Genomic DNA, 26,135 nt, shown 5'->3' with positions numbered 1-26,135 from the left:
GCGAACGGACATACCGCGCCCGGGCGTTGCGACTTTAACGTGAACCACGCCACACCCGGTGCTCAGAGGAGATATGCGTGACAATCACGACCCCCAGCCAGACGCAGACCACGGACTTCGACGTCCTCATCGTCGGCGCCGGCATCTCCGGGGTCGGCGCGGCCTATCACCTCAAGGCCCGCCGGCCGGGTACGTCGTTCGCAGTCCTCGATGGTCGGGACTCCATCGGTGGCACGTGGGATCTGTTCCGGTATCCCGGGATTCGTTCCGACTCCGACATGTCCACCTTCGGCTTCGGTTTCGCGCCCTGGACGCATCGCAAGGCGATCGCCGACGGGTCGATCATCATGGACTACCTGCGTCAGGTGGTCGCCGACAACGAGCTGGCCGACCACATCCGGTTCGGCTACCGGGTGCTGACCGCGGACTTCTCCCGGGAACGGGGCCGCTGGAGCGTCACCGCCGAGCACACCGGCAGTGGTGCGACAGCGCGGTTCACCGCACGATTCCTCTTCCTGGGCACCGGCTACTACGACTACGACGCGGGGTTCACGCCGGAGTTCGCCGGGGTCGAGGAGTTCGGCGGCCAGGTCATCCACCCGCAGCACTGGCCGCAGGATCTGGACTACACCGACAAGCGCGTGGTCGTGATCGGCAGTGGCGCAACGGCGGTCACGCTGATCCCGGCGATGGCCCCCAAGGCCGGTCACATCACCATGCTGCAGCGCTCGCCGAGTTACGTGTTCTCGATCCCGGCCGAGGATCCCTTTGCCAACATCTTGAACAAGGTGCTGGGCGCACAACGCGCCAGCCCGATCATCCGGCGCAAGAACATCGTGCTCAACCGCGGGATCTTCAAGGCCTGCAAACGCGCGCCGGGGCTGATGCGCCGGCTGCTCATCGCCAATGTGTGTCGCCAACTGCCGAAGAACTTCGATGTGGACACCCACTTCACCCCGCGTTACGACCCGTGGGACCAGCGGCTGTGCATGGTGCCCGACGGCGACCTGTTCAAGGCGATCTCGTCCGGGCGGGCCAGCGTGGTCACCGATGTGATCGAGAGGTTCACCCCGACCGGCATCCGGCTGGCCTCGGGCCGTGAGCTGGCTGCCGACCTGGTCGTGACCGCGACCGGACTCACCATGTGCGCCTTCGGCAAGATCGCGCTGCGCATTGACGGTGCGCCGGTGAATCCCGCGGACACGACGGTCTACAAGTCGATGATGCTGTCCGGGGTGCCGAACCTGGTGTTCGCCTTCGGCTACACCAACATCTCCTGGACCCTCAAAGTCGACTTGGTCTGCGAACACTTCTGCCGGTTGCTCGACTACATGGACGCCCACGGACACCAGCGCGTCGAGCCGGTTCTCGACGATCCGGGCATGCCGCGGGTGCCACTGCTCGATCTGGGGTCGGGCTACGTGCAGCGCGGCGTCGCACAGTTCCCGCGCGCCGGCACCACCGGGCCGTGGACGGCCGACATGGCCTACGAAAAAGACGTCGAACGGCTACGTGCGGGGCCGGTTGAAGACAGTGCGCTGCGCTTCAGCGCCGACAGGTCCGCCGTGCGGGCATCGGTAGCGAGGTAGTCCTATCGCCACATCACAGACCCCAAACACCAACTCAGCAAATACCTTTCATCACTTTTTGGAGAATCTCATGGCCCACGCCGCAGTCACCAACTGTCCAACCTTCACCACTGCCAATCGGGAGGAGCGCCGTCGGCTCTCTCGTCGGCTGGTTCGCGTCGCCAGCGTGGCCGGCAGCATGGCGGCCGGCGGGCTTGCCATGGCGCTGACGGCGCCGCACGCGGCCGCCGAGGCCGCCGCCCTGCAGGGTGCGGTCGCTGCCCTGGAGCAGGCCCAGGCCCAGATCGCGGACTTCGACGCCAACAGCCCGCTGTTCGACTTCATCAATCACGGAGCGTCGGATGGCATGCTGCCGCAGTACGTACAGAACATGTCGGCGACCACCCTGTCGATCATCCTGTCCCAGTTCAACGCGGGCACGCTGAAATTCCCCGGCTTGCCGGACTTCCCGCAGATCAACGGGACTGCCTACACGGCGGCCCCGTTCATGTGGAACGCTTCGGGCACCGACCCGCAGTCGTACCTGATCTACGGCAACCCGGACAACCAGTACGGCCTGATGCCGCTGGACCCGAACGCCAGCTACACCATCACGGTGCACCCCGGTGACGGGTCCATCGGCGGCGGGCTGGCCACCTACTCCGGCAGCGTCGTGCAATCGAATTTCGCGCCGATGGCAAGCTTCAGCTTCGCCGACGCGACCCCTAACGCGGACGGCAGCTACACCATCATCGTCAGCGCCACAGACCCCGGTAACGGGGCCAACTGGTTCAGCAGCGCCGGCGCGACCTCGCTGCTGGTGCGAGACACCGTAGGGGACTGGGGCCAGATCCACAACGACGTCCATATCGTCAAAGACGGTGCAGAGCAGAGCGTTCCGTGGCTCAACGATGACCAGATCGGCACCATTCTGGGTATCACCGGCAAGGTGCTGCCCTTGGTGAACATGTCCGACACCTACTACCACCAGATCCAGTACCCGCTGTTGAACGACCCGAACGAGTTCAGCAAGCTCGGCGACACCGCCGCCAACATCCCGGGACTGACCCTGCCGGGTCAGGTCAGCAGCATGGGCAACTTTGCGCTGGAGCCGGGCCAGGCGCTGGTGCTCAAGGTGCCTGAGCTGGAAGCCGGCTACCACGGCCTGCAGGTCACCAACGAATGGGGACAATACGTTCCGTTCGCCAGCGTGACGGGCAGCCTGAACAGCACCCAGATCTTCCAGGGCAACGACGGCTACACCTACTACATCCTCAGCGGCGAGAACCCCGGTTACGCGAACTGGGTGAACATCGGCGACCTGACCAATGGTGGTGTCCTGCTGCGCTGGCAGGACGTGTCCGGAACGATCACCAACCCCAACATCGAGACCACCGTGGTGCCGATCTCCGACGTCAAGGACTACCTGCCGGCGGACATGCCGACGGTCACCCCGGACGAGTACGCGGCGCTGGCCCAGGAGCGGCTGCTCGAGTACGGCTACTCCTTCCACCAGTCGTCGAACATCAACTGGCTGTGGGACAACCTGCAGATCGGCCAGATCAAGGCAGCGATCGGCGCGGACACCTTCGACCAGCTGTTCGGCGGCCAGGACTCGGTGCCGTCGATCTTCGACCGGATGGTGTCGCCGGAACTCGGGCCCAACTGGGCAGGCGTGTTCAACAACGTGTTGGCCAACCCCGAAGGCAGCTTCAACGCACTGATCAACAACCTGCCGCTGATGATCAAGGATGTCGAGTTGCCGAGTGTCCTGGCCGGGCTGCAACTGCAGCACCTCACCGAGCAGACCTTCGCCGCGATGCAGACCGGCGAGTACTGGTCGGACTCGTCGAACCTGCTGTCCAGCTTCAACGCCTTCGGCACTGTCATCAACGACGCACTGTTCGACCCGGCCACCAGCATCACCGCCGGCTTCCTCAACGCGCGCGACGACTTGTCGGTGGGGCTGCTCAACGCCACTGACGACACCGAGCTGACCAACACCCTGTGGGCGCAGCTGTCAGAGCTCAACGACACGCTGGCGCAGGCACTCGGCGGTATGGCGCTGTGAAAACCACTGCGGCGGTACTGCTGGAGCCGGGCAAGCCGTTCGAGATCATGGAACTCGATCTCGACGGCCCCGGCCCCGGGGAGGTGCTGATCCGGTATGTCGCTGCCGGCCTGTGTCATTCGGATCTGCACCTGACTGACGGCGATCTGCCACCGCGGTATCCGATCGTCGGCGGGCATGAGGGCGCGGGGATCATCGAGGACGTCGGTCCCGGGGTGACGAAGGTAGCCCCCGGTGATCACGTGGTGTGCTCGTTCATCCCCAGCTGCGGAAAATGCCGCTACTGTGCCACCGGCCGCCAAAGCCTGTGCGACATGGGCGCTACCATCCTGGACGGCTGCATGCCGGACGGAACGTTCCGATTCCGGGGCGCCGGCAAGGAATTCGGTGCCATGTGCATGCTGGGCACGTTCTCCGAGCGTGCCGTGATCTCTGAGCATTCGGTGGTCAAGATCGACGACTGGCTGCCGCTGGAGACCGCTGTGCTGGTCGGCTGCGGAGTCCCCACCGGATGGGGTGCGGCCACCTACGCCGGCAACGTCCGGCCCGGGGACATCACGGTCATCTACGGCGTCGGCGGTATCGGTATCAACGCCGTGCAGGGCGCGCTGCACTCGGGCGCCAAGTACGTGATTGTGGTCGACCCGGTGGAGTTCAAGCGCGAGACGGCACTGAAATTCGGTGCCAGCCATGCATTCTCATCGGCGAGCGAGGCCGCCGAGAAGGTCCACGAACTGTCTTGGGGGCAGGGTGCGGACCAGACGATCGTCACTGTCGGCACTGTCGAGGAGGAAGTGATCTCGGCGGCGTTCGACGTCGTCGGCAAAGGCGGGACCGTGATCGTGGTCGGCCTAGCCAGCCCGGAGAAGCTGACGGTCCATGTCTCGGGCATGATGCTGACGTTGATGGAGAAGACCATCAAGGGATCACTGTTCGGCTCGGCCAACCCGCAGTACGACATCGTGCGGCTGCTGCGGCTCTACGACGCCGGTCAACTCAACCTCGACGAGTTGGTGACCGCCCGGTACCGGCTCGAAGACGTGAACCAGGGGTATCAGGACCTGCGGGACGGCAAGAACATTCGCGGAATCGTGCTGCACTCCGGAGCATGATCGGTCAGCGCAGCAGGGGGTGCGCAGCGAATGGCGCGTACCAATTGGCGTCGGATCACCATGCCGAGCCCCTACCGGGGCGGCGGTTCACCGCCCGGGCGCCCATGATGAGTCCGAAAACCACGATCGTTCCGAAGATGGCCACCCCGACGCGTACCGGCACCGTGTCGTCGGACGGCGGCAACAGCATGGCCTGCGGGTTCGGGGCGTCGGCCGGGCCTCGGGCCGCCACCAGCGACGGGTCGGGCTCGATCAGCGTCCCGACTCGGGTGCCGGCCGGGACGGAGAAGCCGTAGTCGAGCAGCTGCGCGGCCTGCTGCCAGGGCGGGATCGGCTGCCGGGTGCCGCGCAGCAGTACTGCCACCAGCCGGCGCCCGTCCCGGGTCGCGGCCCCGACGAACGTCTGCCCGGCGTCATCGGTGTAGCCGGTCTTGCCGCCCAGCGCGCCTGGGTAGTTGTAGAGCAGCTGGTTGTCGTTCTCCAGCTGGTAGCCGGGTGTGTCGCCGTAGCCCGGGAAGTCGAAGGTGCGGGTCGCGACGATGTTGGTGAACGCCGGGTTGTTCCAGGCGTAGCGGTAGAACAGTCCGATGTCGTAGGCCGAGGTGCTCATGCCGGGCCCGTCCAGCCCGGACGGGGTGGCGGCACGGGTGTCGCGGCCGCCGAGCCGCGCGGCCAGGGTATTGATCTTGTGCAGCGCCACATCCCAGCCGCCGAGTTGCATGGCCAGGGCGTGCGCGGCGTCGTTGCCCGATCCCATCAGTAGGCCGTGCAGCAATTGGTCGACGGTGAAGCGGCCGCCGGGGCCGACGCCGACGCGGGTGCCCTCGGCGTTGGCGTCTTCCTGGGTGCCGAGAACCACCATGTTGGGGTCCAGCTCGTTCAGTGCCGCCATCGCGGTCAGCACCTTGATCACACTGGCGGGCCGGTGCCGGCCGTGCGGATCGCGGGCCGCGATTACCGCGCCGCTGTCCAGGTCTGCCACCAGCCAGGATTCGGCGGAGACCTCGCTGGGCACTGGCGGGGTGTCGGGTGCGGCCACGATCCCGCAGCCGGACAGGGCCTCGCCGCCGACCGGGGTGGCCGGCACGGGCAGTGGCAGCGGGGGCGCGCCGGCTTGGGGCACTTCGGAGGCGTCTACCGCGGGCGGAGTGTTGACCTGATACGGGCAGCCGACCGTTCCCGCGTTCAGGCCGGGGGTGGGATCCGCCCCGGCGGCAGGGGCGACCAGGGGAGCCGTGGCGAGAAAACCCGCCGCCACCAGGGCTGACACCGAGCGCAGAGAAGTCATCGTGTGTGCAGGGTAGGGCAAGGGCAGGGCAAATATGGGGAGCCACGCTGTGGCTGGTGGGACGGAAGTTACAGCTGGAGGCTATAGCTGGAAATACGCCAGGCCTCGCCCGGCGATCCGGCCCATCCACAGCCGGCCGTCGGCCTCCACCACTCCGGTGGCCAGCCCGAAGTCGGGGTGTTCGGTGCGGTACTGGGCCAGCACCCGCCCGTCGTCGGCGTCGAAGCCGACCACCCACACCACCGATTTCGGGTCGGGCAGCCAGCGATAGGGCAGTAGCCGCCACAACAGCCGACGCAGGACCGGCGCACGAGGGCTCAGCCAGTCCGACAGGGCGTTGCGATCGGAGACCATCGCGACCCAGATCCGTCCGTCGGTCCCGGTCGAGATGTTGTCGGGATGGCCGGGCAGCTCCTCTACCAGCGGCGTGATCGAACCGCGGTGCGGGCCGGTCAGCCAGTACTTGGACAGTCGCCGGCCGGTGCTTTCGGCGAACACCACGGCCGATTCGTCGGCGGTCAGCGTCACACCGTTGGCGAAATGCAACCCGGCCGCCAGCACACGCACCGCGCCGTCGGGACTGCGTTGCAGCAGCGATCCGCTGCCGCGGGCCTCGATTACCGAGCCCTTGTAGTGCTCGTAGCGGAACCGGCTGGTGGATTCGGTGAAATAGATTGTGCCGTCGGCTGATTCGACGGCGTTGGAGCAGAATGTCAGCGGCCGACCGTCCACCTCGCTGACCAGGGTCTCCAGCTGTTGGGTCTGCGGGTCATAACGCAGCAGGCCGCGGTGGCTGTCACAGATCAGCAGTCGGTGATCGCGGGTGAAGGCCAGGCCCAGCGGGCGCCCGCCGGTGTCGGTCACCACCCGTGGTGCGCCGCCTGCCGAGTCGACGGCGATGATGCGGCCGTCCTCGACCCCGGTCCAGATGCTGCCGTCGGCCGCGGCGACTACGTCCTCGGGCGCGATACCGGGTATATCGATGAGGGTCAGTGTCGGGGTGGAATCCGGCGGGGGCAACGGCCGCGATCCAGGCGGCTGCCAGCGGACGGGGTCGATGCGCGGCTTGGACACTCCTGCATTGTGTCGCAGCGTCCTTAGTCGAGGCAGGCCTAGGCTGGTGGCGATGACCGCATCGGTGGAGGATTTCGAGGCGCTGCGGCCTCACCTGTTGGCGGTGGCCTACCGGCTCACCGGCATGTTCGCCGATGCCGAGGACATCGTGCAGGACGCCTGGCTGCGGTTCGACGCCGCCGAACATGACCACATCGTCGACCCGCGGGCGTGGCTGACCACGGTGGTGAGTCGCCTCGGCCTGGACCGGCTGCGTTCGGCGGCGCGGCGTCGTGAGTCCTATGTCGGCGAGTGGCTGCCCGAACCGGTGGTGACCACCATCGACGACGACGCCGATCCTTTGTCGTCTGTGGTGGCCGGTGAAGACGCCCGGTTCGCCGCCATGGTGGTGCTGGAGCGGCTGACTCCCGATCAGCGAGTGGCGTTTGTGCTGCACGACGGGTTCGCGGTGCCGTTCGGCGAGGTGGCCGGGGTGCTCAACACCACCGAAGCCGCAGCCCGCCAGCTGGCATCGCGTGCCCGCAAGGCCGTCACCGCTGATCCGCCGCCGCGGCCCGATCCGCGCCACGAGGAGGCGGTCGGCTCACTGATGGCCGCGATGGCGTCCGGCGATCTGGCGGCCGTGGTGGCGCTGCTGCACCCCGACGTGACGTTCACCGGCGACGCGAACCGCCGGGCGCCGACCGCCCCGCGGGTCATTCGGGGGCATAAGAAGGTGGCGCGGTTCCTGCTCGGCCTGGCCCGCCGCTACGGCCCGACCCTGATCACCGCGAACCAGCTGGCCCTGGTCAACGGCGAACTCGGCGCCTACACCCCAGGGGCCCCCGGCGCGGACGGGTTCCCCGAGCTGATGCCGCGCGTCACCGCGATGACGGTGCGCGACGGGCGAGTGGTGGCGATCTGGGATATCGCCAACCCGGACAAGTTCACCGGGTCCCCGCTGCGCCCCGCCAACCGATCGGAGGAAGAACGTGGCCAATAGCATCTCAAAGAAAATGGGCGCGTTGATGTTTCGCGCCATGGACAAGATGCGCCACCGCGATGCCTTTGACATCGCCGACGCCACCGGAACGGACTTCACCGGCTTCGACAAGTCCCGGCAGATCCTGCTGGTCACGTTCAAACGGTCGGGGGAGGCGGTGCCGAGCCCGATCAATCACGGTCTCGCAGCCGGAAAGCTCTACGTCCGCACCGACGCGTCCACCGGCAAGGTCAAGCGAATCCGCAACAACCCCAACGTCGTTGTGGTTCCCAGTAGCCTGCGCGGCAAACCCGCAGGGCAACCGGTGGCCGCGATCGCCCGGATTCTGCCCGGGTTCGGCGATGCGCTCGCCGAACACGCTATCGCCGCCAACTGGAGTCCGGTGATGCGGATCTTCGAGCGCGGTCTGGACAAGGGCAGCGCGGCAGCAGGCATCCCGATCGCCTACATCGAGATCACTCCGGCGAGTCAGCCTCGTTGATCCTCGGTGGCCCACGGCACCCGGCAGGCGTCGCCGGAGTTGAAGCCCTGCTCGGTGATGCCCAGCGCTGCGTACATCCGTGCCCGCATGTTCTCCACCCCGATCTGGTAGGTCAGCTCGATCACCCCGGCGTCACCGAACCGGTGCTGCAGGTCAGCGAATTGCTCGTCGGTGACCGAATGCGGATCGGTGGTCATCGCGTCGGCGTAGGCGATCGCGGCCCGCTCGTCGTCGCTGTAGAGCGGGGAGGTCGCGTAGTCATCGATGTGCTTCAGCCGGTCGGTGTCGATGCCTTCCAGGCGTTGCAGCATGGACCCGAAGTCCACGCACCACGAGCAACCGACGGTGCGGGCGGTCCAGAACACCGCCAGATCCCGCGGGCCGGCCGGCAGCTTGCGCGACGCGGACTGCAGCAGGACTTCGTGCACCGCGTTGGCCACCAGCAGTCGCGGATGATGCGCGGCGACGGCGAAGGGCTCAGGAACTTCAGCGAAGCGCCGCTTGGCGTAGCGATACATGGCGCGCACCAGCATGTTGGTGCGCATCGGCGGCAGTGGGTCGATGCGAGGTTTGGTAGTCATACCCCTTAGACGGGGTGGCCCGCCGAAGTGTGACGGCTCAGATCAGGAAGGGAACCAGCGCCTTGCGGTCGGTCGGATAGTCGACGAACTTCTCCTGGTACCACCGATGGGTCTGCAGGGCGCGCGGGATGAGGTTGCCGGCGGTGATCAGCAGGATGGCGACGCCGGGCAGCGCCCAGGTCAAGATCGCGAAACCGGCCCACGCCATCATCTCGCCCAGGTAGGCCGGGCTGGTGACGAAGCGGAAGCCGCCGCCGAACGGAATCCGGTACTCCGCGCCGCCGGGCGCGGCGGTCGCAAACTCGGCGGAGCCGGGTGCAGCGGGCCGCCGCCGGACCGTGTTCTTGTCGCGCAGGTTGCGCACGATCGACTCGGAGTTGACCAGCAGGGCGAACCCGCACAGGTAGACCGCCAGGCCCACCAGGAAGCGCGGGTCGGTCAGCCAGCCGGTGCCGTACTGGTGAAGGTAGTCGTGGCTGAACAGCGCGCCGTTGAGGTAGCCGTGCATGGACGTGACGAGCATGCCCATCACCACCACCGAGATATTGAAGGTGCTGCGCTTGCCGGGCATCTGGCGGATCGCCAGCGGGAAGAACCAGCCCCGGTTGGCGTAGTGCAGCGCCCAGATGCCGGCCAGCACCAGCGACGTCGGTTCGAAGCGGGCCGGCCCGCTCAGGTAGGCGGCCAAGAACACCACGGTCGCCGGGATCTCCATCAGCCACCAGCCGAACTTCGGGTTCAGGTTCAAGCCGAGCTTGGTCGTCGAGAACCGGCCGTAGGAGCTCTGGCCGAAGAAGCCGCCGACGATCACGAACGCCGCGAAGACGAACGCTGCGGTCAGGACGGTGTCATAGACGGTGTTGCCGGTGTACCAGTGCATGGTCAGTGTCCTATCACGGCGGTGGGCCAAGCCGCCGACCAGACGTGAAAGCCCCCAATTCGTGTCGGAAAAGGGGGCTTCACGTCGGTCGCGGGAAAACGTCAGCGAGCGAACATCAGCGCTCGCTTGACCTCCTGGATCGCCTTGGTGATCTCGATACCGCGAGGGCAGGCATCCGTGCAGTTGAACGTGGTGCGGCAGCGCCACACCCCGTCGACCTCGTTGAGGATGTCCAGGCGCTCGGCGGCAGCCTCATCGCGGCTGTCGAAGATGAACCGGTGGGCGTTGACGATCGCGGCCGGCCCGAAGTAGGCCCCCTCGCTCCAGTACACCGGGCAACTCGTGGTGCAGATGGCGCACAGGATGCACTTGGTGGTGTCGTCGTAGCGTGCACGGTCGGTCTGGCTCTGGATGTGCTCGCGGGTGGGGTGGTTGCCCGAGGTGATCAGGTAGGGCTTGACCGCCTTGTAGGCATCCATGAACGGTTCCATGTTGACCACGAGGTCTTTTTCCACCGGCAGCCCGCGCAGCGGCTCGATGGTCAGCGTCAGTTCCTTGCCCGGCTTCTTGGGCAGAATGTCGCGCATCAGCAGCTTGCAGGCCAGCTTGTTGTTGCCGTTGACCCGCACCCCGTCCGAGCCGCACACGCCGTGCGCGCAGGACCGGCGGAAGGTCAGCGTGCCGTCCAGGTAGCTCTTCACGTAGATCAGCAGGTTGAGCAGCCGGTCGGTCGGCAGTGCCGGAACCCGGAAGCTCTGCCAGCCGCCGGTGGCGGCGTAGGCGTCCGGGTTCTCCGGGTTGTAGCGGGCGATCTTGAGCGTGACCATCTGCGCGCCCTCGGGAACCGGGGGCAGCGGCGGGTCACCGGCGGGGGCAGAGTCGACCAACGCCGCCGGTGCAGCGCTCGACGGCCCGGGGGAGCAGCAACCGCCCTCGGACGAGCAGCAACCGGAGTCAGCTGAGGAGGACATCAGTACTTCCGTTCCTTCGGTTCGTAGCGGGTCTGCACCACCGGCTTGTAGTCCAGCCGGATGTCGGCGATCAGTTCGGAGCCCTGCTTGTAGGCCATGGTGTGACGCATGTAGTTGACGTCGTCCCGGTTGGGGTAGTCCTCGCGCGCGTGTCCGCCGCGAGACTCCTGGCGGTTCAACGCACCCAGCACGGTGACCTCGGCCAGCTCCAGCAGGAAGCCCAGCTCGATTGCCTCCAACAGGTCGGAGTTGAAGCGCTTGCCCTTGTCGTGCACGGTGATCCGGGCGTAGCGCTCCTTGAGCGCGTGGATGTCGCTCAGTGCCTGCTTGAGGGTCTTCTCGGTGCGGAACACCGCGGCGTTGTTGTCCATCGACTGCTGCAGCGCGCCACGGATGTCGGCCACCCGCTCGTTGCCGTGCTCGGAGAGGATGTCGGACACCCAGCCGACCACCATGTCGGCGGGGTTCTTCGGCAATTCGACGAACTCGTGCGCGTTGGCGTACTCGGCGGCGGCGATACCCGCACGGCGGCCGAACACGTTGATGTCCAGCAGCGAGTTGGTGCCCAACCGGTTGGCGCCGTGCACCGAGACGCAGGCGCATTCGCCGGCGGCGAAGAGACCCGGCACGGTGTTGGTGTTGTCGCGCAGCACCTGGCCGGTGACGGTGGTCGGGATGCCGCCCATCACGTAGTGGCAGGTCGGGTAGACCGGCACCAACTCCTTGACCGGGTCCACGCCCAGGTAGGTGCGGGCGAACTCGGTGATGTCGGGCAGCTTCTCCTCGAGCACCTCTTCGCCGAGGTGACGCACGTCGATGTAGACGTAGTCCTTGTTCGGTCCGGCGCCGCGGCCCTCGAGCACCTCGAGCACCATCGAGCGGGCCACGATGTCGCGCGGCGCCAGGTCGACGATCGTCGGGGCGTAGCGCTCCATGAACCGCTCACCGTCGGCGTTGAGCAACCGGCCACCCTCGCCGCGCACCGCCTCGGAGATCAGGATGCCCAGTCCGGCCAGACCGGTCGGGTGGAACTGGTGAAACTCCATGTCTTCGAGCGGGAGACCCTTGCGGAACACGATGCCCAGGCCGTCACCGGTCAGGGTGTGCGCGTTCGAGGTGGTCTTGTACATCCGGCCCGAGCCGCCGGTGGCGAACACGATGGCCTTGGCGTGGAAGACGTGGATGTCGCCGGTCGCGAGCTCGTAGGCAACGATGCCGGTGGCCACCGGGCCCGACGGCGTCTCGGTGAGCACCAGGTCCAGCGCGTAGAACTCGTTGAAGAACTCCACGCCGTGCTTGACGCAGTTTTGGTACAGCGTCTGCAGGATCATGTGGCCGGTCCGGTCGGCGGCGTAACAGGCGCGGCGCACCGGGGCTTTGCCGTGATCGCGGGTGTGCCCGCCGAACCGGCGCTGGTCGATGCGGCCCTCCGGGGTCCGGGAGAACGGCATGCCCATGTTCTCCAGGTCCAGCACGGCGTCGATGGCCTCCTTGGCCATGATCTCCACCGCGTCCTGGTCGGCCAGGTAATCCCCGCCCTTGACGGTATCGAAGGCGTGCCACTCCCAGTTGTCGTCCTCGACGTTGGCCAGCGCGGCGCACATGCCGCCCTGGGCCGCGCCGGTGTGGCTGCGCGTGGGGTAGAGCTTGGTCAGCACCGCGGTGCGGGCCCGCGGGGCGGCCTCGACGGCCGCGCGCATCCCGGCGCCGCCGGCACCGACGATCACCACGTCGTATCGATGTTCTTGAATCACCGCGATATCACCCGTTCGCTACCGAATCTGCCGTCAAGAAATGTTCGCGTCGAAGCTCAGCAGCACGTAGCTGCCCAGTGCCAGCGTGAAGACGATCGACACCGCCAGCAGCGTCATCAGCCAGAACCGGCTGCGAGAGCTGCGGGTGTAGTCGCCGATGATCGTGCGCAGGCCGTTGCCGCCGTGCAGTTCCGCCAGCCACAACAGGACCAGGTCCCAGACCTGCCAGAACGGTGAGTGCCAGCGCTCCGCCACGTAGTTGAAGTCGATGCGGTACACGCCGTTCTGCCACATCAGCATGACGAACAGGTGCCCGAGCACCAGGAAGATCAGCACGGCTCCGGAGAACCGCATGAACAGCCAGGTGTACTTCTCGAAGTTGGGCATCCCGCTGTGCCGCTGCGGCGCGCGCGGGTCGCCGAGACTGGCCGGGCGGTCGCGGTCCAGGCCGCGAACAGGGGCTACCGGGCCCCGGCTGCCTTGCACGTCAGTTGTGCTCATAGGAACCGCTCCACCATGTGCATGCCGATCCGAACCACGACCGGGACCATTACCACCAGCCAGATGGCGCCGACGGCCACCAGCATCTGGCGGTGCCAGCGGGTGCCCTGCCACCAGAAGTCGATCAGGATCAGCCGGACCCCGTTGAGACCGTGGAACAGCACCGCGGCCACCAGGCCCAGCTCCATCAGGCCGACCAGCGGGGTCTTGTAGGTCGAGATCACCGCGTTGTAGGCCTCCGGGCTTACCCGCACCAGGGCCGTGTCGAGCACGTGGACGAACAGGAAGAAGAAGATCGTCGCACCGGTGATCCGGTGCAGCGCGAACGCCCACATTCCCGGGTCGCCCTTGTACAGACTCTGCCGCCGGAATCGCGTCGCATCCGACCGCGCCCCCGGCAGCGCAGTCGCATCGGCGGATGTCGCCGTCATCAGCGCCTCCAAATTTTCTGCAGCGACCCGCTGCGCCCGGCTATACCTTGCGTACGGTCGCTCCGCAACGCCATCGCTGTCAATAAACCTCGGCAAGGACTCTAAACCCATCTCCAGGTCCGAAACGACCACGAAGAAGTTACTGACGAGTAGTCAAGGTCTGCGGCTACGCTCAAATTTGATCGTTGCTGACTGACGGACGAGGTGATGTGGTGCGCTCAGGCGAAGCGGAGATCTGTTGAATGTCGCACGATATTGACTGGGATGGGTTGCGGCGCAATGCAATCAATGTTGCGGCTAATGCCTACGCGCCGTACTCGGGACTGCGCGTGGGCGCGGCCGGGCTGACCGACGACGGCCGCGTCGTCACCGGCTGCAATGTGGAAAATGTCTCATATGGGCTAGGCCTGTGTGCCGAGTGCGCAGTGGTCTGCGGCCTCTACGCCGCCGGCGGCGGACGGCTGGTGGGGCTGTCGTGCAGCAACGCCGACGGAAACCTGCTGATGCCGTGCGGCCGATGCCGCCAGGTCCTGCTCGAACACGGCGGTCCCGAGCTGCTTATCGACCACCCGGCGGGGCCGCGGCCGTTGGCCGAGCTGCTGCCGGACGCCTTCGGTCCCGACTTCTTGCCGAGAACCGCGCTGCCATGACCGTGCTGACCTCCTTCGACGCCCCGACGCTGATCGCCCTCAAGCGTGACGGCCACCGGCTGCCCGACGCCGGGATCGACTGGCTGATCGACGGCTACACCGCGGGTCTGGTCGCCGAAGAGCAGATGGCGGCGTTGCTGATGGCCATCTACCTGCGTGGGATGGACGCGGCTGAAACGGTGCGCTGGACCTCGGCGATGATCGCCTCGGGGGAGCGGATGGACTTCACCGGCCTGACCCGCGACGGCAAGCCCCTGAAAACGGTGGACAAGCACTCCACCGGCGGAGTCGGCGACAAGATCACCCTGCCGCTTGTGGCCGTCGTTGCCGCCTGCGGGGCTGCGGTGCCCAGCGCGTCGGGGCGCGGCCTGGGCCACACCGGCGGCACCCTGGACAAGCTGGAATCGATCGCAGGTTTCGAGGTGGCGCTGCCCACGGCACGGCTGCGCGAGCAGGTGGCCGGCGTCGGCGCGGCGGTCTTCGCCGCTGGAACTCTGGCGCCGGCCGACGCCAAGCTGTACGCGTTGCGTGACGTCACCGCCACCGTGGAATCCCTACCGCTGATCGCCAGTTCGGTGATGAGCAAGAAGCTCGCCGAGGGCACCGCAGCCCTGCTCCTGGACGTCAAAGTCGGGTCGGGCGCGTTCATGCGCTCCGCCGAGCAGGCCCGGGAACTGGCCCGGATGATGGTCGGGCTGGGCGCGGCGCACGGGGTCGCCACCCGAGCCCTGCTCACCGAGATGAGCACGCCACTGGGGTGCGCGGTCGGCAACGCCATCGAGGTGGCCGAAGCCCTCGACGTACTGGCCGGTGGCGGTCCGGCCGATGTGGTGGCACTGACAGTGCGGCTGGCGAGCGAGATGCTGGCACTGGCCGGGATCGACGGCGCCGACCCGGAGCAGGCCCTGCGTGACGGCACGGCGATGGACCGATTCGCTGCGATGGTCGCCGCCCAGGGCGGGGATCTGGGCGTGCCGTTGCCGCTGGGAGCGTGCACCGAGACCGTGACCGCGCGGCGTGGCGGCTTCATGGGTGACATCGATGCGATGGCGGTGGCCCTGGCCGCATGGCGCCTCGGCGCGGGCCGGTCCCGGCCGGGCGAGCGGGTGCAACATGGGGCAGGGGTGCGGATTCACCGCCGTCCCGGCGACCCGGTGGCGGCCGGCGACACGCTGTTCACGCTGTACACCGAGACCCCCGAGCGGATCGTCCCGGCGTTGGCCGAACTCGGCGACTACCGCGTCGGCGACACACCGCCGCTGCCGCGTCCCCTGATCATCGAGGCGAACCCATGATGAAGCCATGAGCACACCAGTGAGCCTGGAGACCATCGGGCGGGTCCCCAAGGCGCTGCTGCACGATCACCTGGACGGCGGCCTGCGCCCGGCCACCGTCGTCGACATCGCCGGCCAAGTCGGCTACGACGACCTTCCCGAGACCGATCCCGAGGCGCTGGCGACCTGGTTCCGCACCCGATCGCACAGCGGCTCGCTGGAGCGCTATCTCGAACCGTTCAGCCACACCGTGGCCGTGATGCAGACCGCCGACGCACTGCACCGGGTTGCCCGCGAATGCGTCGAGGATCTGGCCGCCGACGCCGTCGTCTACGCCGAGGTGCGATTCGCGCCCGAACTGCACATCGAGGGCGGGTTGTCGTTCGACGAGGTCACCGATGCGGTGCTGGCCGGGTTTGCCGACGGCGAGCGCGATGCGGCGGCCGCCGGCCGGGAGATCACGGTGCGCTGCCTGGTCACCGCCATGCGCCACGCCGCGCTGTCCCGCGAGATCGCCGAGTTGGCCATCCGGTTCCGCGACAAGGGCGTGGTCGGCTTCGATATCGCCGGCGCCGAGGCCGGCTATCCGCCGAGCCGGCATCTGGACGCGTTCGAGTACATGCGTGACCACAACGCGCGCTTCACCATTCACGCCGGCGAGGCCTTCGGGCTGCCCTCCATTCACGAGGCAATCGCATTCTGCGGGGCCGACCGGCTGGGGCACGGGGTGCGCATCACCGACGACATCACCGTCGACCCGGAAGATCCAGCCGGGACGGTGCGGCTGGGCCGGCTGGCGGCGATCCTGCGTGACAAGCGGGTCCCGCTGGAGTTGTGCCCGAGCTCCAATGTGCAGACCGGGGCGGTAGACAGCATCGCCGAGCACCCGTTCGATCTGCTGGCCCGGGCCCGGCTGCGGGTGACGATCAACACCGACAACAGGCTGATGAGCGACACCACCATGAGCAAGGAGATGCTGGTGCTGGCCGAGACCTTTGGGTACGGCTGGACCGATCTGCAGCGCTTCACGGTGAACGCGATGAAGTCGGCGTTCATCCCGTTCGATCAGCGGGTGCAGATCATCGAAGAAGTGATCAAGCCGCAATATGCCGCTTTGATCGACTGATTCACCGGCGAAACCGGCGAAGGCCGGACAATCGCTGGCGATTGCCCGGCCTTCGATCCAGGTATCAGTGCTCGGTGACAGTGGCTTCGGGGTCGCCCTCTTTCCACGTGATGATGCCGTGCTCGAAGGTGGTCTGCTTGGACCCGTCAGCGTTGGTGGTCTCGTCGCTGGTCGGGTAGCCGAGCTTGCCCTGCGAACCGCCCAGCTCGTTCCACTTGTCGCGGATCTTGCCCCACACCACGTAAGAACGGGTGGTGTGAACGATCACGCCGCCGTCGAACTGCTGGTAGATGCCGCCGTCGGGGTTCTTCTGCTCGGCACCGGTGGGCTCGCCCAGATCCTGCTTGGCGGTCGCGTCCAGGGAATCGAGCTTGGCCAGAATCGGCCCGGAGACGGTGTACTCCTTACCGTCGGCGCCGGTGATCACGGTCGAGCTGGCGGCGCTCTCCTCTGACGGCGAGTTGACCGCGGACGAGATCACCGAGCTGGCCGAGGACGCAACCGAGCTGGCCGAGCTCAGGGCTTCGCTGGTCTTCTCCTTGGCGGTGCCGTTGCAACCCGTGCCGATCAGCGCGACTCCCAAAACTGCTGCGGATACTGCTGCGGCCCGCTGTGTCGCCTTGCGCATGTGTAGTCCTTTCGAATTGGAAGGCCCCCGCAAACCGCACGGCTCGGCCCGAGTGTTATCGGGCCAGATGTTAGTCGTGAATATGACCGCTCGGCAATGAATTGGAGCAATTGATTGCCCTAATTCGAGGTGAATTCCGCAGTAGTGTGCACGTCTTCCTGCGTGCGGCTTCCGCCCGTTCAACCGACCGGGCGCGCAGCCTTATTCGCGCCGCAGTCGCGACTGCACGAACTGTTCGAGCTGCTCCCATTCTTTGACGGCGGGCGCGTACGGGCGCTGCGGCTCGTTGACCGATTCGCGGTCGAGGACGTAGCTGACCATGCGGCCCAGCGGACGGTCGGGCTGCAGGGCGTCGGCGACGACGCCGTCCTCGGCGTAGGTGCCCACGTCCTGCAGGAACTCGACGGCCAGATCGAGCTGCTCACGGTCCACCGCGTCCGGCCCGTCGGTGAGGTCGTCAGTCATCCCGGAGAGCACGTAGACGTTGTCATCGGTGATGTCGATCGAGAGCGAACCGTCGGTGGCGGCGGTCCGGATGTCGTCGTAGGTGCTCAGATCCGACAGGTCGTGGTCGTGCTCGTCGGCCAGGTAGCGGGCCAGGGCGCGTTCGGAACCGAACACGCTGATCCGGCCGTTGCGGCCCAGGAACACGGGCTGGTCGCCGAGGTAACAGCGCAGCGTGAAGAAGGTCCCGTTGTCGGTGATGATCCGAATCGGATCGATGCCCACCTTGGTCCAGAAGTTGGCGTCGCCGCCAAGCACCACCCGGTCGCCCGAGGCCCGCTCGGCCGGCGCGGCGGCCGCCTCGTCCGCACCGCTCTCGTCGTCGGTAGTCCCGGTGTCCTCGACGTCCTCGTCGGCCGGCTCCGGCTCGGCCGGGGCTTCTGCGGCCAGCTCCTCGGCCGCCTGCGACACCGCGCCGGCGTCGACGTCGGGCGTGGTGATGATCTCTTCGATCGCGGTCAGCACACCGCCCCAGTTGCGGCCGATGATCTCGGCAATCAGCTCCCAGCGCTTGCGCCCAGCCCGGCCGGTGAAGTTGTCGACGCCGCCGGCTAGCCAGCCCAGGTTGGGGTTGCCGTTGAAGAACTTCGTCACCGCGGTCAGGTCACATACCGAGCCGATCGCCGAGACGATCTCCAGTGCATTGGCCAGTGCCTGGACGGACTGCTTGGTCGGCTTCTCGGTCAGCAGTTCTTCGACCGCGATCAGGTCGTACTGCCGATTGCGGCCCGGGTCCAGCTTGTGGGCGTTGGCCTGAACAAGCTGCGGCCAGGCCGGGTGGTCGACCAGGTCGTTGTTGGCGTTGACTCGTACGAACGCGATCAGGTCGGCGGCGGTGGCGAAACCGTAGAGGTCCTCGTCCCTGCCCAGGAACGCCTGCCACTCGTCACCGGAGTCACGCCAGCTCGGCGCCCACAGGGTGTAGCGGTCACCATCGGTCACCGTGAGGCGGATCGGTACAAGGTCAGCTGCCATGGCGCACAGAATAACGATGTAGCCCGCGCGGCCCGAAGGCGGGATTGCGCCAGGTTTAGCGCCGTGATTGGCAGCGGGGCGTTTCGCATCGCGAATTAAAGAATCCTGAATTTTGCGGTGATCGGGTCGGCGGCACCCGCCGGGTGGCTAGCGTCGCTGCTGTCGTAATGCCGGGCCGGGGGAGGTCGCGATGACGACTGGTCGGTTGCGGCCGGCGGGCGCGATGCTGCTGGCGCTGCTGTGTGGCACGGTATTGGGCCTGACGTCGGCGCTGTCCTCGGCGGCGGCCTACCGCGTGGACCAGCTGGCGATTCGGCTGCGGCTGCTGGCCGATGCGGGCTGGATCATGAGCGGCACCGGCGTGCCCGATCCCGGTGTCGGGCCCTACCTGGGCCAGATCCTCGCCGGTTACCTGCAACCGTCATCGCCGCTCTTCACTGACCAGCCGACGTTCCCCGGCTACAACTTCCAGGGGTTGGCCACGCCGGAGCAGTTCTGCCCGTTCGTGTGCATCCCGGACCAATCGCCGATGGACTTCGGCACCTCGCTGAACACCGGGGTGGGCTTGCTCAACCAGGCGATCCTGGCGCAGCTGCTGGCCGGCGACAACGTGACGGTGTTCGGGTACTCGCAAAGCGCTGCCATCGCGACCATCGAGATGAACAACCTGATCACCAACGCCGGGACCGTCGGCTACCCGACGCTGGATCAGCTGGGCAACATGCACGTCGTCCTGATCGGTGACCCGAACAATCCGATCGGCGGCATCCTCGATCGCTTCCAATTCGCGGGCGACCAGCACCTGCCGTTCGTCGACATTCCGCTGAGCCTGAACCCCACCCCGACCGAGCACATCGCCTCGGACATCTACACCGGTGAATACGACGGCTGGGCCAACTTCCCGCAGGACCCGACCAACATCCTGGCCGTCGTCAACGCGCTCATCGGCATCCTGACCGTGCACCCGTACTACCCGGACTACACGGCAGAGCAGCTGGCCAGCGCCATCAACGTCGGGACGATCGGCGACGCGAACCTCTACATGATTCCGCAGAATCTGCCGATCCTGCAGTTCATGTTCAACGGGGGGACCGCGGGGCAGTTCTTCGGCGACTTCTTCTCACCGTGGGCCAGGCTGGTCATCGACTGGGGCTACGGCAATGCCGGCGACCCGGACGTCAACGGCCTCTACCGGATCCCGGCCGGCGACTTCATCAGCGGCAGCGCCTACCAGCAGGCGTTCGGAGTGGCCGGCGGCCCGTGGGCCATGACGCCGACAGGCGAGCTCTATGACGGATCCAGCGTGATGGGCCTGTTCGAGCGGATGGACCCGTTGCAGATGCTGGCCGGTGTCCAGAACGCGCTGATCCAGAGCCTCGTCGGCCCGTGGGCCGACGTCGCGGCCGCGGCGAGCGGCGGTGCCCTCACCGCCGGTGACATCAGCACCATCGCCGGGGTCACCGATTTGCTGCAGACCATCACCGGCTACGACCTGATCAACTCCATCGACCAGTTGCTGATCGACGGCTGGCGCGACCTGGCTACCGCACTGAACCTGGGCGATGTGCTGGGCCCGGACGCCCTGATGAGCGGGGCCGGGGTGCCCGGCGACGGGCAGCTGGATCTCATCGGAGCGGGCTTCAGCCTGTTCAACTTCTTCGGTGCTTAACGCGGCACCACTGAGCGAAAGCCAGGCCGGTTGTCATCGATTTGACAACACGCGTTTTCTCAATGAAGGTCAACACTGAAAGCCGCCTAATAGATTAATGTGATCTTGCCAGGTGGGCGTAATTGATCGCCGATGACATATTCGAACCGTTCGGGGAGGTCTGCGATGACGGCTAAGCGCGTGTATCCGCTGGGGGCGACGGTGCTGGCCGCGCTGTGTGCCGTCGTCCTCGGAATGGCGTCGCTGCTGAGTCCTGGGTTGGCAGCCCGGGTCGAGAAGATGATCGCCGATGTCGCGCTGCTGGCCGGCCAGGCATGGATCATGACCGGCACCGGTCAGGCCGACCCGACCATCGGCAACTACATGGATCTGGTGCGGATTTTCTACCTCCAACCGGTCACCCCGTGGTTCGACGGGCAGACGACGTACGGCGATTACGCGCTCAACGGCCTGACCACCCCCGAACAGTTCTGCCCGATCGTCTGCCAGTCGCTGCCCGTCCCGCAGTTGAACTTCGGCGACTCGCTGACCGAAGGCGTGGCCAACCTCGAGGCTGCGATCCGCCCACAGCTCGAAGCCGGTGACGAAGTCACGGTGTTCGGCTTCTCGCAGAGCTCGGTCGTAGCCACCCTGGCGATGCACAACCTGCTGGCCGACGCGCCCGGCGGCGACTACGACCCGTTGAACCTGCACTTCGTGCTGATCGGTGCCCCGAACAACCCCATCAGCGGCATGCTGACCCGGCTGTCCTTCCCGGACGGGTTCGACGGGAACATGCAGCACATTCCGTTCCTGAACATCCCGCTCGGCATCGAACCGACTCCGACCATCCCGTTCGCGACCGACGTCTACAGCACCGAATACGACGGCTGGGCCGTCTTCCCGCAGGACCCCACCAACCTGCTGGCCGTGATCAACGCGATCATGGGCATCGGGGCGGTGCACAACGCGTACTTCGATGAGAACCTCAGCAACGCCATCGACCTGGGCACGATCGGCAACACCAACTACTACATGCTGCCCACCGCCGAATTGCCGATCCTTGCGCCGCTCTACGGCCTCGGCGACATCGGCAGGTTCGCCGCTGACGCGCTGTCGCCGATCCTGAAGACGGTCATCGACTGGTCCTACGGCAACCCGGGTGCCCCGGACGCCGGGATCACCGTGAACGGCGTCGACCCGCTTGGCGCGGCGGGCGCCTGGGCGGTCACCGCGACGGGCCAGCTGTCCGAGGACACCGGCGCCGGGTTCCTGCTGAGAATGGACCCGCTGCAGATGCTGGCCGGCCTGCAGTACGCCGGCGTGCAGAGCCTGACCAACACCATCAACAACCTGCTGGACTTCGCCGGACTGGGCCCGCTGTCGGACTCGTTCGTCGACACTCTGCTGTCGGGCTACAACCTGACGCTCGGCCTGGACCAGGCGCTGCTCACCGGATGGCACGATCTGGCCACCCAGTGGGACGTCCTCGACGTGCTGGGGCCCGACGCCATCTTCAACGGCGCGCCGCTGATCTCGGCCCAGCCGCTGCTGGACCTGCTCGGGGTGGGCTTCAGCCTGATCAACCTGCTCGACGCCTAATCCGATGCACCACCGGCGCTCGCTGGGGCCAGCCCTGCTCGCAGCGGCGTCGGTGCTCTCGTCGGCCTGCGGGCCGGCGGCGCTGAGCCTCGGCGCGGCGGATCGGCACGACGTTGCGCTGCTGGGCAACGAGGGCTGGATCATGGGGCCGACCAGCATTCCCGACCCCACGGCCGGGGGCTACCTGGACGCCGTGTTGGACCTGTTCCTGCAGCCGGCCTCGCCGTGGTTTCCCGGGCAGCCGACCTTTCCCGGCTATCAGTTCGAGGGCCTGATCACTCCGGAACAGTTCTGCCCGCTGGTGTGCCTGCCGCCGCCGAATCCGTACCTGACGTTCGCCGAGTCGGTGGCCAGCGGTGTGCAGATCTTGCATGCCGCGATGGCGCCGCAGCTCGCCGACGGCTCCAGTGTCACGGTGTTCGGCTACTCGCAGAGCGCCACCATCTCCACCCAGGAGATGATCAACCTGCTCGCGGCAGGACCGGGCGAGGTCGGTGCCGGGTATGACCCGGCGAACCTGCATTTCGTCCTGATCGGCAACCCCAACAACCCGCTCGGCGGCGTCCTGACCCGGTTCCCCGCATATCCACTGTTGGGTGACCAGCCGGTGCACCTGCCGTTTCTGGGCATTCCGTTGAGCATTGGGCCCACCCCGACCAGTGGGTTCGACACGGATATCTACACCGGCGAGTACGACGGCCTGGCCAACTTCCCGCAGGACCCGGCCAACCTGCTGGCCATGGTCAACGCGCTGATCGGCACGGCGACCGTGCATTTCTCCTACGTCGACCTCGACAACCTGGCCGACACCGTCGACCTCGGCCGGATCGGGGACACCGACTTCTACCTGATTCCCCAGCAGTTGCCGATCCTGTGGCCCCTCTACCAGCTCGGGGATTTCGGCAAAGTCATCGGGGACGCATTGGCGCCCATGCTGAAGCTGATCATCGACTGGGGCTACGGCAATCCGGGTAATCCGTTCGTCGGCGTCAATGGCACCGATGCCGTGGGGCCTTGGGCGGTGACCGCCGGCGGCCAGCTGGCGGACGGCTCCGATGTCGCCGGTTTCCTGCTTCGGATGGATCCGCTGCAGATGCTGGCCGGCCTGCAGTACGCCGCGGTGCACAGCTTCATCGACCCGGTCAATGCGCTGTTGGGTTTCGCCGGGCAGTCGCCGCTGCCGGATTCGTTAGTCGATGCGTTGTTGACCGGCTACCACCTCACCAACGCCGTGGACGCCCATCTGCTCGACGCATGGAACGAGCTGGCGGTGTCGTTGAACGTCGCTGATTGGCTGGGCCCCGACGCCGTGTTCAACGGCGAACCATTGATCTCGCTTGCGCCGATGCTCGAGATGGGCGCGGTGGTCTTCGAGATACTCAACTTCCTCGGCGCATGACCCGTAGGGTCGCGGGCGTGGATGTGTGCGTTGTCGACCACCCGCTGGCCGCAGCGTGGCTGACCGCGCTGCGCGACGAGCGCAGCGACAACGCAGCGTTCCGGTCGGCTCTGCGCGAGCTGACCTGGATGCTGGTCTACGAGGCAACCCGCGACGCGCTCTGCCAGGACATCGTCGTGCGCACCCCGCTGGCAGACACCCGCGGGGCGCGGCTGGCGCGGCCACCGCTGCTGGTGCCGGTGCTTCGCGCCGGACTGGGCATGGTCGAAGCCGCACAGGCCCTGATCCCCGAGGCCGACGTCGGTTTCGTCGGGGTGGCGCGCGACGAGGCCACCCATCAACCGGTGCCCTACCTGGCATCGCTGCCGGCGGATCTGAGCGCTACCCCGGTCATGGTCCTCGACCCGATGCTGGCCACCGGCGGCTCGCTGGTGCACACGCTGGGACTGCTGGTCGATCGCGGTGCTACCGACATCACGGTGCTGTGTGTGGTTGCGGCGCCGGAAGGCGTTGCGGCACTGACACAAGCGGCACCGGGCGTGCGGTTGTTCACCGCCACCGTTGACGACGGACTGAACGAGGAGGCGTATATCGTTCCGGGTCTGGGCGATGCCGGTGATCGTCAGTTCGGGCCGCGCTGAGATTCCCACCGTCACGCCCGTAACAGGCGGGCAAGTATGTGATTGTTGCCCGCCTTTGAGCGACAAATGTTGGTGCGTTGGCGGAGTCAACCCTCTCGCCATCCGTTGTCGCTCAAAGGCGGCCAAACATCACACCCCCTCGAGCTGGTTGCAGGTGAGCCGGGTGTGGCGGCTGGTGACGAATGGAGTGAATGAGGCGCTACCAGGAGCGGGCCGCGAGGGCGACGGCCTCACACACCCGCTGCGCCTCCGCGCGATCCCCGGCAAGGTCATCCGACGGCGGCCGGGCGACCTCGAGATAGCACTTGAGTTTCGGTTCAGTGCCCGACGGTCGCACCACCACGCGTACCGAGCTGCCGTCGCGCTCGCCGGTGAACTCCAGCGCGTCGGTGACCGGTCCACTGCGGTGCAGCAGATCGGTTGAGGTGAGGGCGAGTCCAGCCAGCGTGGCCGGTGGATCAGCGCGTAGCCTGGCCATCACGGCGACCGCCTCGGCGGGACTGGTGACCCGGCGCGACACCGCATCGGTGACGTGCACACCGTGCCGTCGTGCCAGTTCGTCGAGCGCTTCGGGAACTGAGCTACCCCGCCCCGCCAGTGCCGCGACCAGATCGCAGACCAAGACCGCGGCGCTGATGCCGTCTTTGTCGCGCACAGCATCTGGGTCGACGCAGTAGCCGATCGCCTCCTCGTAGGCGTAGGCCAAGGTGACGCCGGGCGGGCCGTCTGGTGGCAGGTCGGCCCGTGCCAGCCACTTGAACCCGGTCAGCGTCTCCGCGTGGTGGGCGCCGTAGCGCTGTGCGATGCGCACCAGCATGCGCGACGACACCACGCTGCTGGCGACCAGCACACCGGCCGCCGGGCCCGCGGGCAGCCGCGACAGTAGGTAATCGCCCAACAACCAACCGGTTTCGTTGCCGGTCAGCATCCGCCAGCCGTCCGGGCCAGGGATGCCGACCGCGCATCGGTCAGCGTCGGGGTCCAGGGCGATCGCGATGTCGGCGTCGACCTCTTCGGCCAGTGCCAGCAGCGCGTCCGTGGCGCCGGGTTCTTCGGGGTTGGGGAAAGCCACGGTGGGAAAGTCTGGATCGGGGTCGAATTGGCTCTTCACCGGGTGAATATCGGCGAACCCCGCGGCACGTAAAGCCTCGACCGCGACCTTGCCACCCACGCCGTGCAGCGGCGTCAGCGCCACCCTTATCCGGCCGCCGTGCCGCCGCACCGCCGCGGCTCGCCCGATATAGCGCTCGATGAGTTCGTCTCCGGCCGGCGTAACAGGGCGGCGGGCGATCGTGTCAGCGGGGGGAGCGGCGGCCATCGCCGCCTCGATCTCGGTGTCGGTCGGCGACACGATCTGTAGGCCGCCGTCGAAGTACACCTTGTAGCCGTTGTCGGTAGCCGGGTTGTGTGAGGCGGTGATCTGGATTCCGGCCGCCGCGCCGGTGTGGCGTACCGCGAATGCCACCACCGGCGTCGGGCAGGGCTGGGGTAGCAGCACTACCGAGAATCCGGCGCCGGCAAGCACTTCGGCTGTCGCAGTAGTGAATTCCGCCGAGCCGTGCCGAGCGTCGCCGCCCACCACCACCATCGAGCCCGTGCGTCGCTGCGCGCCGAGCACCTGCGCCACCGCCCAGCTGGCGCGCAGCACCACGGCGAGATTCATCGCGTCGGGTCCACCCCGTACCGGGCCACGCAGCCCGGCGGTGCCGAAGCGCAGCGGTGCCGCGAATCGGGTGGCCAACTCGCCTGGACTGCACGCGCGCAGTTCCGTAGCGGTCGCGGGGTCGGGGTCGTGGGCGATCCAGTCTTCGGGGGTCACCCGTTGATTGTGACAAGCGGTCGGTCGACAGGAGATAACTAATAAGCTGGCTAATTAATTGCTGCGCTCCCCTGGTTTGCCATCACTTGACAATGGGGGGGAACGGTGGCCGAATCAGCGCCCGTGCTGGCGAGAAGTTCAACCTCGGCATACCGGCGAGTTCTACTACGTGATC

Annotated in this window: 22 protein-coding genes and 1 pseudogene; 12 read left to right on the top strand and 11 right to left on the bottom strand. The window is 67.0% G+C overall.

Annotation, left to right across the window (positions count from 1 at the left end; genetic code table 11):
• Positions 1-77: 77 nt before the first annotated feature.
• The 3 genes from N416_RS0109860 to N416_RS0109850 all read left to right on the top strand — a co-directional run bounded on the left by N416_RS0109860 (position 78) and on the right by N416_RS0109850 (position 4,751).
• Positions 78-1,589 carry an NAD(P)/FAD-dependent oxidoreductase gene (locus N416_RS0109860; RefSeq protein WP_024441942.1) on the top strand — a complete coding sequence of 504 codons (1,512 nt, stop codon included), beginning with the start codon at positions 78-80 and terminating at the stop codon, positions 1,587-1,589.
• Between the two features lie 70 nt (positions 1,590-1,659).
• The gene (locus N416_RS0109855) at positions 1,660-3,639 is read left to right on the top strand and encodes a hypothetical protein (RefSeq protein ID WP_024441941.1); all 1,980 of its coding nucleotides are present in this window, start codon (positions 1,660-1,662) and stop codon (positions 3,637-3,639) included.
• Complete coding sequence (locus tag N416_RS0109850; RefSeq protein ID WP_024441940.1) at positions 3,636-4,751, top strand: NDMA-dependent alcohol dehydrogenase; 1,116 nt, start codon at positions 3,636-3,638, stop codon at positions 4,749-4,751. Before N416_RS0109855 ends, N416_RS0109850 begins: the two co-directional genes overlap by 4 nt.
• A 55-nt stretch (positions 4,752-4,806) precedes the next feature.
• Here N416_RS0109850 and N416_RS0109845 read toward each other — a convergent pair whose 3' ends face one another.
• Complete coding sequence (locus N416_RS0109845) at positions 4,807-6,039, bottom strand: D-alanyl-D-alanine carboxypeptidase family protein (RefSeq protein ID WP_024441939.1); 1,233 nt, start codon at positions 6,037-6,039, stop codon at positions 4,807-4,809.
• Between the two features lie 81 nt (positions 6,040-6,120).
• On the bottom strand, positions 6,121-7,113 hold the full coding sequence (locus tag N416_RS0109840; protein WP_036457616.1) for an SMP-30/gluconolactonase/LRE family protein: 993 nt from the start codon (positions 7,111-7,113) through the stop codon (positions 6,121-6,123).
• A gap of 52 nt (positions 7,114-7,165) precedes the next feature.
• Here N416_RS0109840 and N416_RS0109835 point away from each other — a divergent pair, with 52 nt between their 5' ends.
• Together N416_RS0109835 and N416_RS0109830 are read left to right on the top strand one after the other, a co-directional pair.
• Complete coding sequence (locus N416_RS0109835) at positions 7,166-8,095, top strand: sigma-70 family RNA polymerase sigma factor (RefSeq protein WP_024441937.1); 930 nt, start codon at positions 7,166-7,168, stop codon at positions 8,093-8,095.
• 13 nt (positions 8,096-8,108) lie between these two features.
• Positions 8,109-8,576, top strand: a complete 468-nt coding sequence (locus N416_RS0109830) for a PPOX class F420-dependent oxidoreductase (protein WP_036457615.1) — start codon at positions 8,109-8,111, stop codon at positions 8,574-8,576.
• Here the strand turns inward: N416_RS0109830 and N416_RS0109825 are convergent.
• The 6 genes and pseudogenes from N416_RS0109825 to sdhC form a co-directional block, all read right to left on the bottom strand.
• Positions 8,564-9,190: pseudogene (locus N416_RS0109825) on the bottom strand (carboxymuconolactone decarboxylase family protein); the annotation flags it as partial. The gene N416_RS0109830 and the pseudogene N416_RS0109825 overlap by 13 nt on opposite strands.
• A gap of 4 nt (positions 9,191-9,194) precedes the next feature.
• Positions 9,195-10,037, bottom strand: coding sequence for a 3-oxo-5-alpha-steroid 4-dehydrogenase (locus N416_RS0109820; protein ID WP_024441934.1), 843 nt, complete (start codon positions 10,035-10,037; stop codon positions 9,195-9,197).
• A 101-nt stretch (positions 10,038-10,138) separates the two neighbouring features.
• Positions 10,139-11,008: a succinate dehydrogenase iron-sulfur subunit gene (locus tag N416_RS0109815; protein WP_231384114.1), complete on the bottom strand. Its 870-nt coding sequence runs from the start codon at positions 11,006-11,008 to the stop codon at positions 10,139-10,141.
• Complete coding sequence (gene sdhA, locus N416_RS0109810) at positions 11,008-12,762, bottom strand: succinate dehydrogenase flavoprotein subunit (protein ID WP_024441932.1); 1,755 nt, start codon at positions 12,760-12,762, stop codon at positions 11,008-11,010. The genes N416_RS0109815 and sdhA overlap by 1 nt, the downstream gene beginning before the upstream one ends.
• 33 nt (positions 12,763-12,795) lie before the next feature.
• Positions 12,796-13,263 (bottom strand): succinate dehydrogenase hydrophobic membrane anchor subunit, encoded by a 468-nt coding sequence (locus tag N416_RS0109805; protein WP_024441931.1) that lies wholly within the window; start codon positions 13,261-13,263, stop codon positions 12,796-12,798.
• Positions 13,260-13,697, bottom strand: coding sequence for a succinate dehydrogenase, cytochrome b556 subunit (gene sdhC, locus N416_RS0109800; RefSeq protein WP_164517846.1), 438 nt, complete (start codon positions 13,695-13,697; stop codon positions 13,260-13,262). The genes N416_RS0109805 and sdhC overlap by 4 nt, the downstream gene beginning before the upstream one ends.
• Before the next feature lie 239 nt (positions 13,698-13,936).
• On the opposite strand from sdhC, the gene N416_RS0109795 reads away from it, so the two are divergent.
• From N416_RS0109795 to N416_RS0109785, 3 genes are read left to right on the top strand one after another with little or no spacing between them, the layout of a single operon-like run.
• Positions 13,937-14,344 carry a cytidine deaminase gene (locus N416_RS0109795; RefSeq protein WP_024441929.1) on the top strand — a complete coding sequence of 136 codons (408 nt, stop codon included), beginning with the start codon at positions 13,937-13,939 and terminating at the stop codon, positions 14,342-14,344.
• Positions 14,341-15,639 carry a thymidine phosphorylase gene (locus N416_RS0109790; protein WP_024441928.1) on the top strand — a complete coding sequence of 433 codons (1,299 nt, stop codon included), beginning with the start codon at positions 14,341-14,343 and terminating at the stop codon, positions 15,637-15,639. Before N416_RS0109795 ends, N416_RS0109790 begins: the two co-directional genes overlap by 4 nt.
• Before the next feature lie 7 nt (positions 15,640-15,646).
• On the top strand, positions 15,647-16,744 hold the full coding sequence (locus tag N416_RS0109785; RefSeq protein ID WP_024441927.1) for an adenosine deaminase: 1,098 nt from the start codon (positions 15,647-15,649) through the stop codon (positions 16,742-16,744).
• 64 nt (positions 16,745-16,808) lie between these two features.
• Here the strand turns inward: N416_RS0109785 and N416_RS23515 are convergent, their stop codons facing one another.
• Both N416_RS23515 and N416_RS0109775 read right to left on the bottom strand, forming a co-directional pair.
• Positions 16,809-17,372: an LGFP repeat-containing protein gene (locus N416_RS23515; RefSeq protein ID WP_024441926.1), complete on the bottom strand. Its 564-nt coding sequence runs from the start codon at positions 17,370-17,372 to the stop codon at positions 16,809-16,811.
• Between the two features lie 201 nt (positions 17,373-17,573).
• Positions 17,574-18,851 carry a hypothetical protein gene (locus N416_RS0109775; RefSeq protein ID WP_024441925.1) on the bottom strand — a complete coding sequence of 426 codons (1,278 nt, stop codon included), beginning with the start codon at positions 18,849-18,851 and terminating at the stop codon, positions 17,574-17,576.
• 190 nt (positions 18,852-19,041) lie between these two features.
• Between N416_RS0109775 and N416_RS0109770 the strand changes: the two genes are divergently transcribed.
• From N416_RS0109770 to upp, 4 genes are all read left to right on the top strand, one after another.
• On the top strand, positions 19,042-20,520 hold the full coding sequence (locus tag N416_RS0109770; RefSeq protein ID WP_036457614.1) for a PE-PPE domain-containing protein: 1,479 nt from the start codon (positions 19,042-19,044) through the stop codon (positions 20,518-20,520).
• A gap of 165 nt (positions 20,521-20,685) precedes the next feature.
• A complete protein-coding gene (locus N416_RS0109765; RefSeq protein WP_231384112.1) occupies positions 20,686-22,101 on the top strand; it encodes a PE-PPE domain-containing protein in 1,416 nt (471 codons plus the stop codon).
• Between the two features lie 4 nt (positions 22,102-22,105).
• Complete coding sequence (locus tag N416_RS0109760; RefSeq protein WP_024441922.1) at positions 22,106-23,500, top strand: PE-PPE domain-containing protein; 1,395 nt, start codon at positions 22,106-22,108, stop codon at positions 23,498-23,500.
• Positions 23,501-23,517: 17 nt separating this feature from the next.
• Positions 23,518-24,141 carry a uracil phosphoribosyltransferase gene (gene upp / locus N416_RS0109755; RefSeq protein WP_024441921.1) on the top strand — a complete coding sequence of 208 codons (624 nt, stop codon included), beginning with the start codon at positions 23,518-23,520 and terminating at the stop codon, positions 24,139-24,141.
• Positions 24,142-24,340: 199 nt separating this feature from the next.
• Here upp and N416_RS0109750 read toward each other — a convergent pair whose 3' ends face one another.
• Positions 24,341-25,960: a phospho-sugar mutase gene (locus tag N416_RS0109750; protein ID WP_024441920.1), complete on the bottom strand. Its 1,620-nt coding sequence runs from the start codon at positions 25,958-25,960 to the stop codon at positions 24,341-24,343.
• Positions 25,961-26,135: the final 175 nt, after the last annotated feature.

This window comes from Mycobacterium sp. UM_WGJ, assembly GCF_000455125.1.
GTDB lineage: Bacteria > Actinomycetota > Actinomycetes > Mycobacteriales > Mycobacteriaceae > Mycobacterium.
The sequence above is the reverse complement of the archived record's forward strand: the minus strand, read 5'-3'. Positions and strand labels throughout refer to the sequence as shown.

Excerpts from the sequence above, each read along its gene's own strand:
- N416_RS0109795 (WP_024441929.1), top strand. The coding sequence starts at position 13,937 with ATGTCGCACGATATTGACTGGGATGGGTTGCGGCGCAATGCAATCAAT.
- N416_RS0109785 (WP_024441927.1), top strand. The coding sequence starts at position 15,647 with ATGAGCACACCAGTGAGCCTGGAGACCATCGGGCGGGTCCCCAAGGCG.
- N416_RS0109805 (WP_024441931.1), bottom strand. The coding sequence starts at position 13,263 with ATGAGCACAACTGACGTGCAAGGCAGCCGGGGCCCGGTAGCCCCTGTT.
- N416_RS0109775 (WP_024441925.1), bottom strand. The coding sequence starts at position 18,851 with ATGGCAGCTGACCTTGTACCGATCCGCCTCACGGTGACCGATGGTGAC.
- N416_RS0109835 (WP_024441937.1), top strand. The coding sequence starts at position 7,166 with ATGACCGCATCGGTGGAGGATTTCGAGGCGCTGCGGCCTCACCTGTTG.
- N416_RS0109765 (WP_231384112.1), top strand. The coding sequence starts at position 20,686 with ATGACGGCTAAGCGCGTGTATCCGCTGGGGGCGACGGTGCTGGCCGCG.
- N416_RS23515 (WP_024441926.1), bottom strand. The coding sequence starts at position 17,372 with ATGCGCAAGGCGACACAGCGGGCCGCAGCAGTATCCGCAGCAGTTTTG.
- N416_RS0109855 (WP_024441941.1), top strand. The coding sequence starts at position 1,660 with ATGGCCCACGCCGCAGTCACCAACTGTCCAACCTTCACCACTGCCAAT.
- N416_RS0109830 (WP_036457615.1), top strand. The coding sequence starts at position 8,109 with ATGGGCGCGTTGATGTTTCGCGCCATGGACAAGATGCGCCACCGCGAT.
- N416_RS0109845 (WP_024441939.1), bottom strand. The coding sequence starts at position 6,039 with ATGACTTCTCTGCGCTCGGTGTCAGCCCTGGTGGCGGCGGGTTTTCTC.
- N416_RS0109815 (WP_231384114.1), bottom strand. The coding sequence starts at position 11,008 with ATGTCCTCCTCAGCTGACTCCGGTTGCTGCTCGTCCGAGGGCGGTTGC.
- N416_RS0109820 (WP_024441934.1), bottom strand. The coding sequence starts at position 10,037 with ATGCACTGGTACACCGGCAACACCGTCTATGACACCGTCCTGACCGCA.
- N416_RS0109770 (WP_036457614.1), top strand. The coding sequence starts at position 19,042 with ATGACGACTGGTCGGTTGCGGCCGGCGGGCGCGATGCTGCTGGCGCTG.
- N416_RS0109790 (WP_024441928.1), top strand. The coding sequence starts at position 14,341 with ATGACCGTGCTGACCTCCTTCGACGCCCCGACGCTGATCGCCCTCAAG.
- N416_RS0109760 (WP_024441922.1), top strand. The coding sequence starts at position 22,106 with ATGCACCACCGGCGCTCGCTGGGGCCAGCCCTGCTCGCAGCGGCGTCG.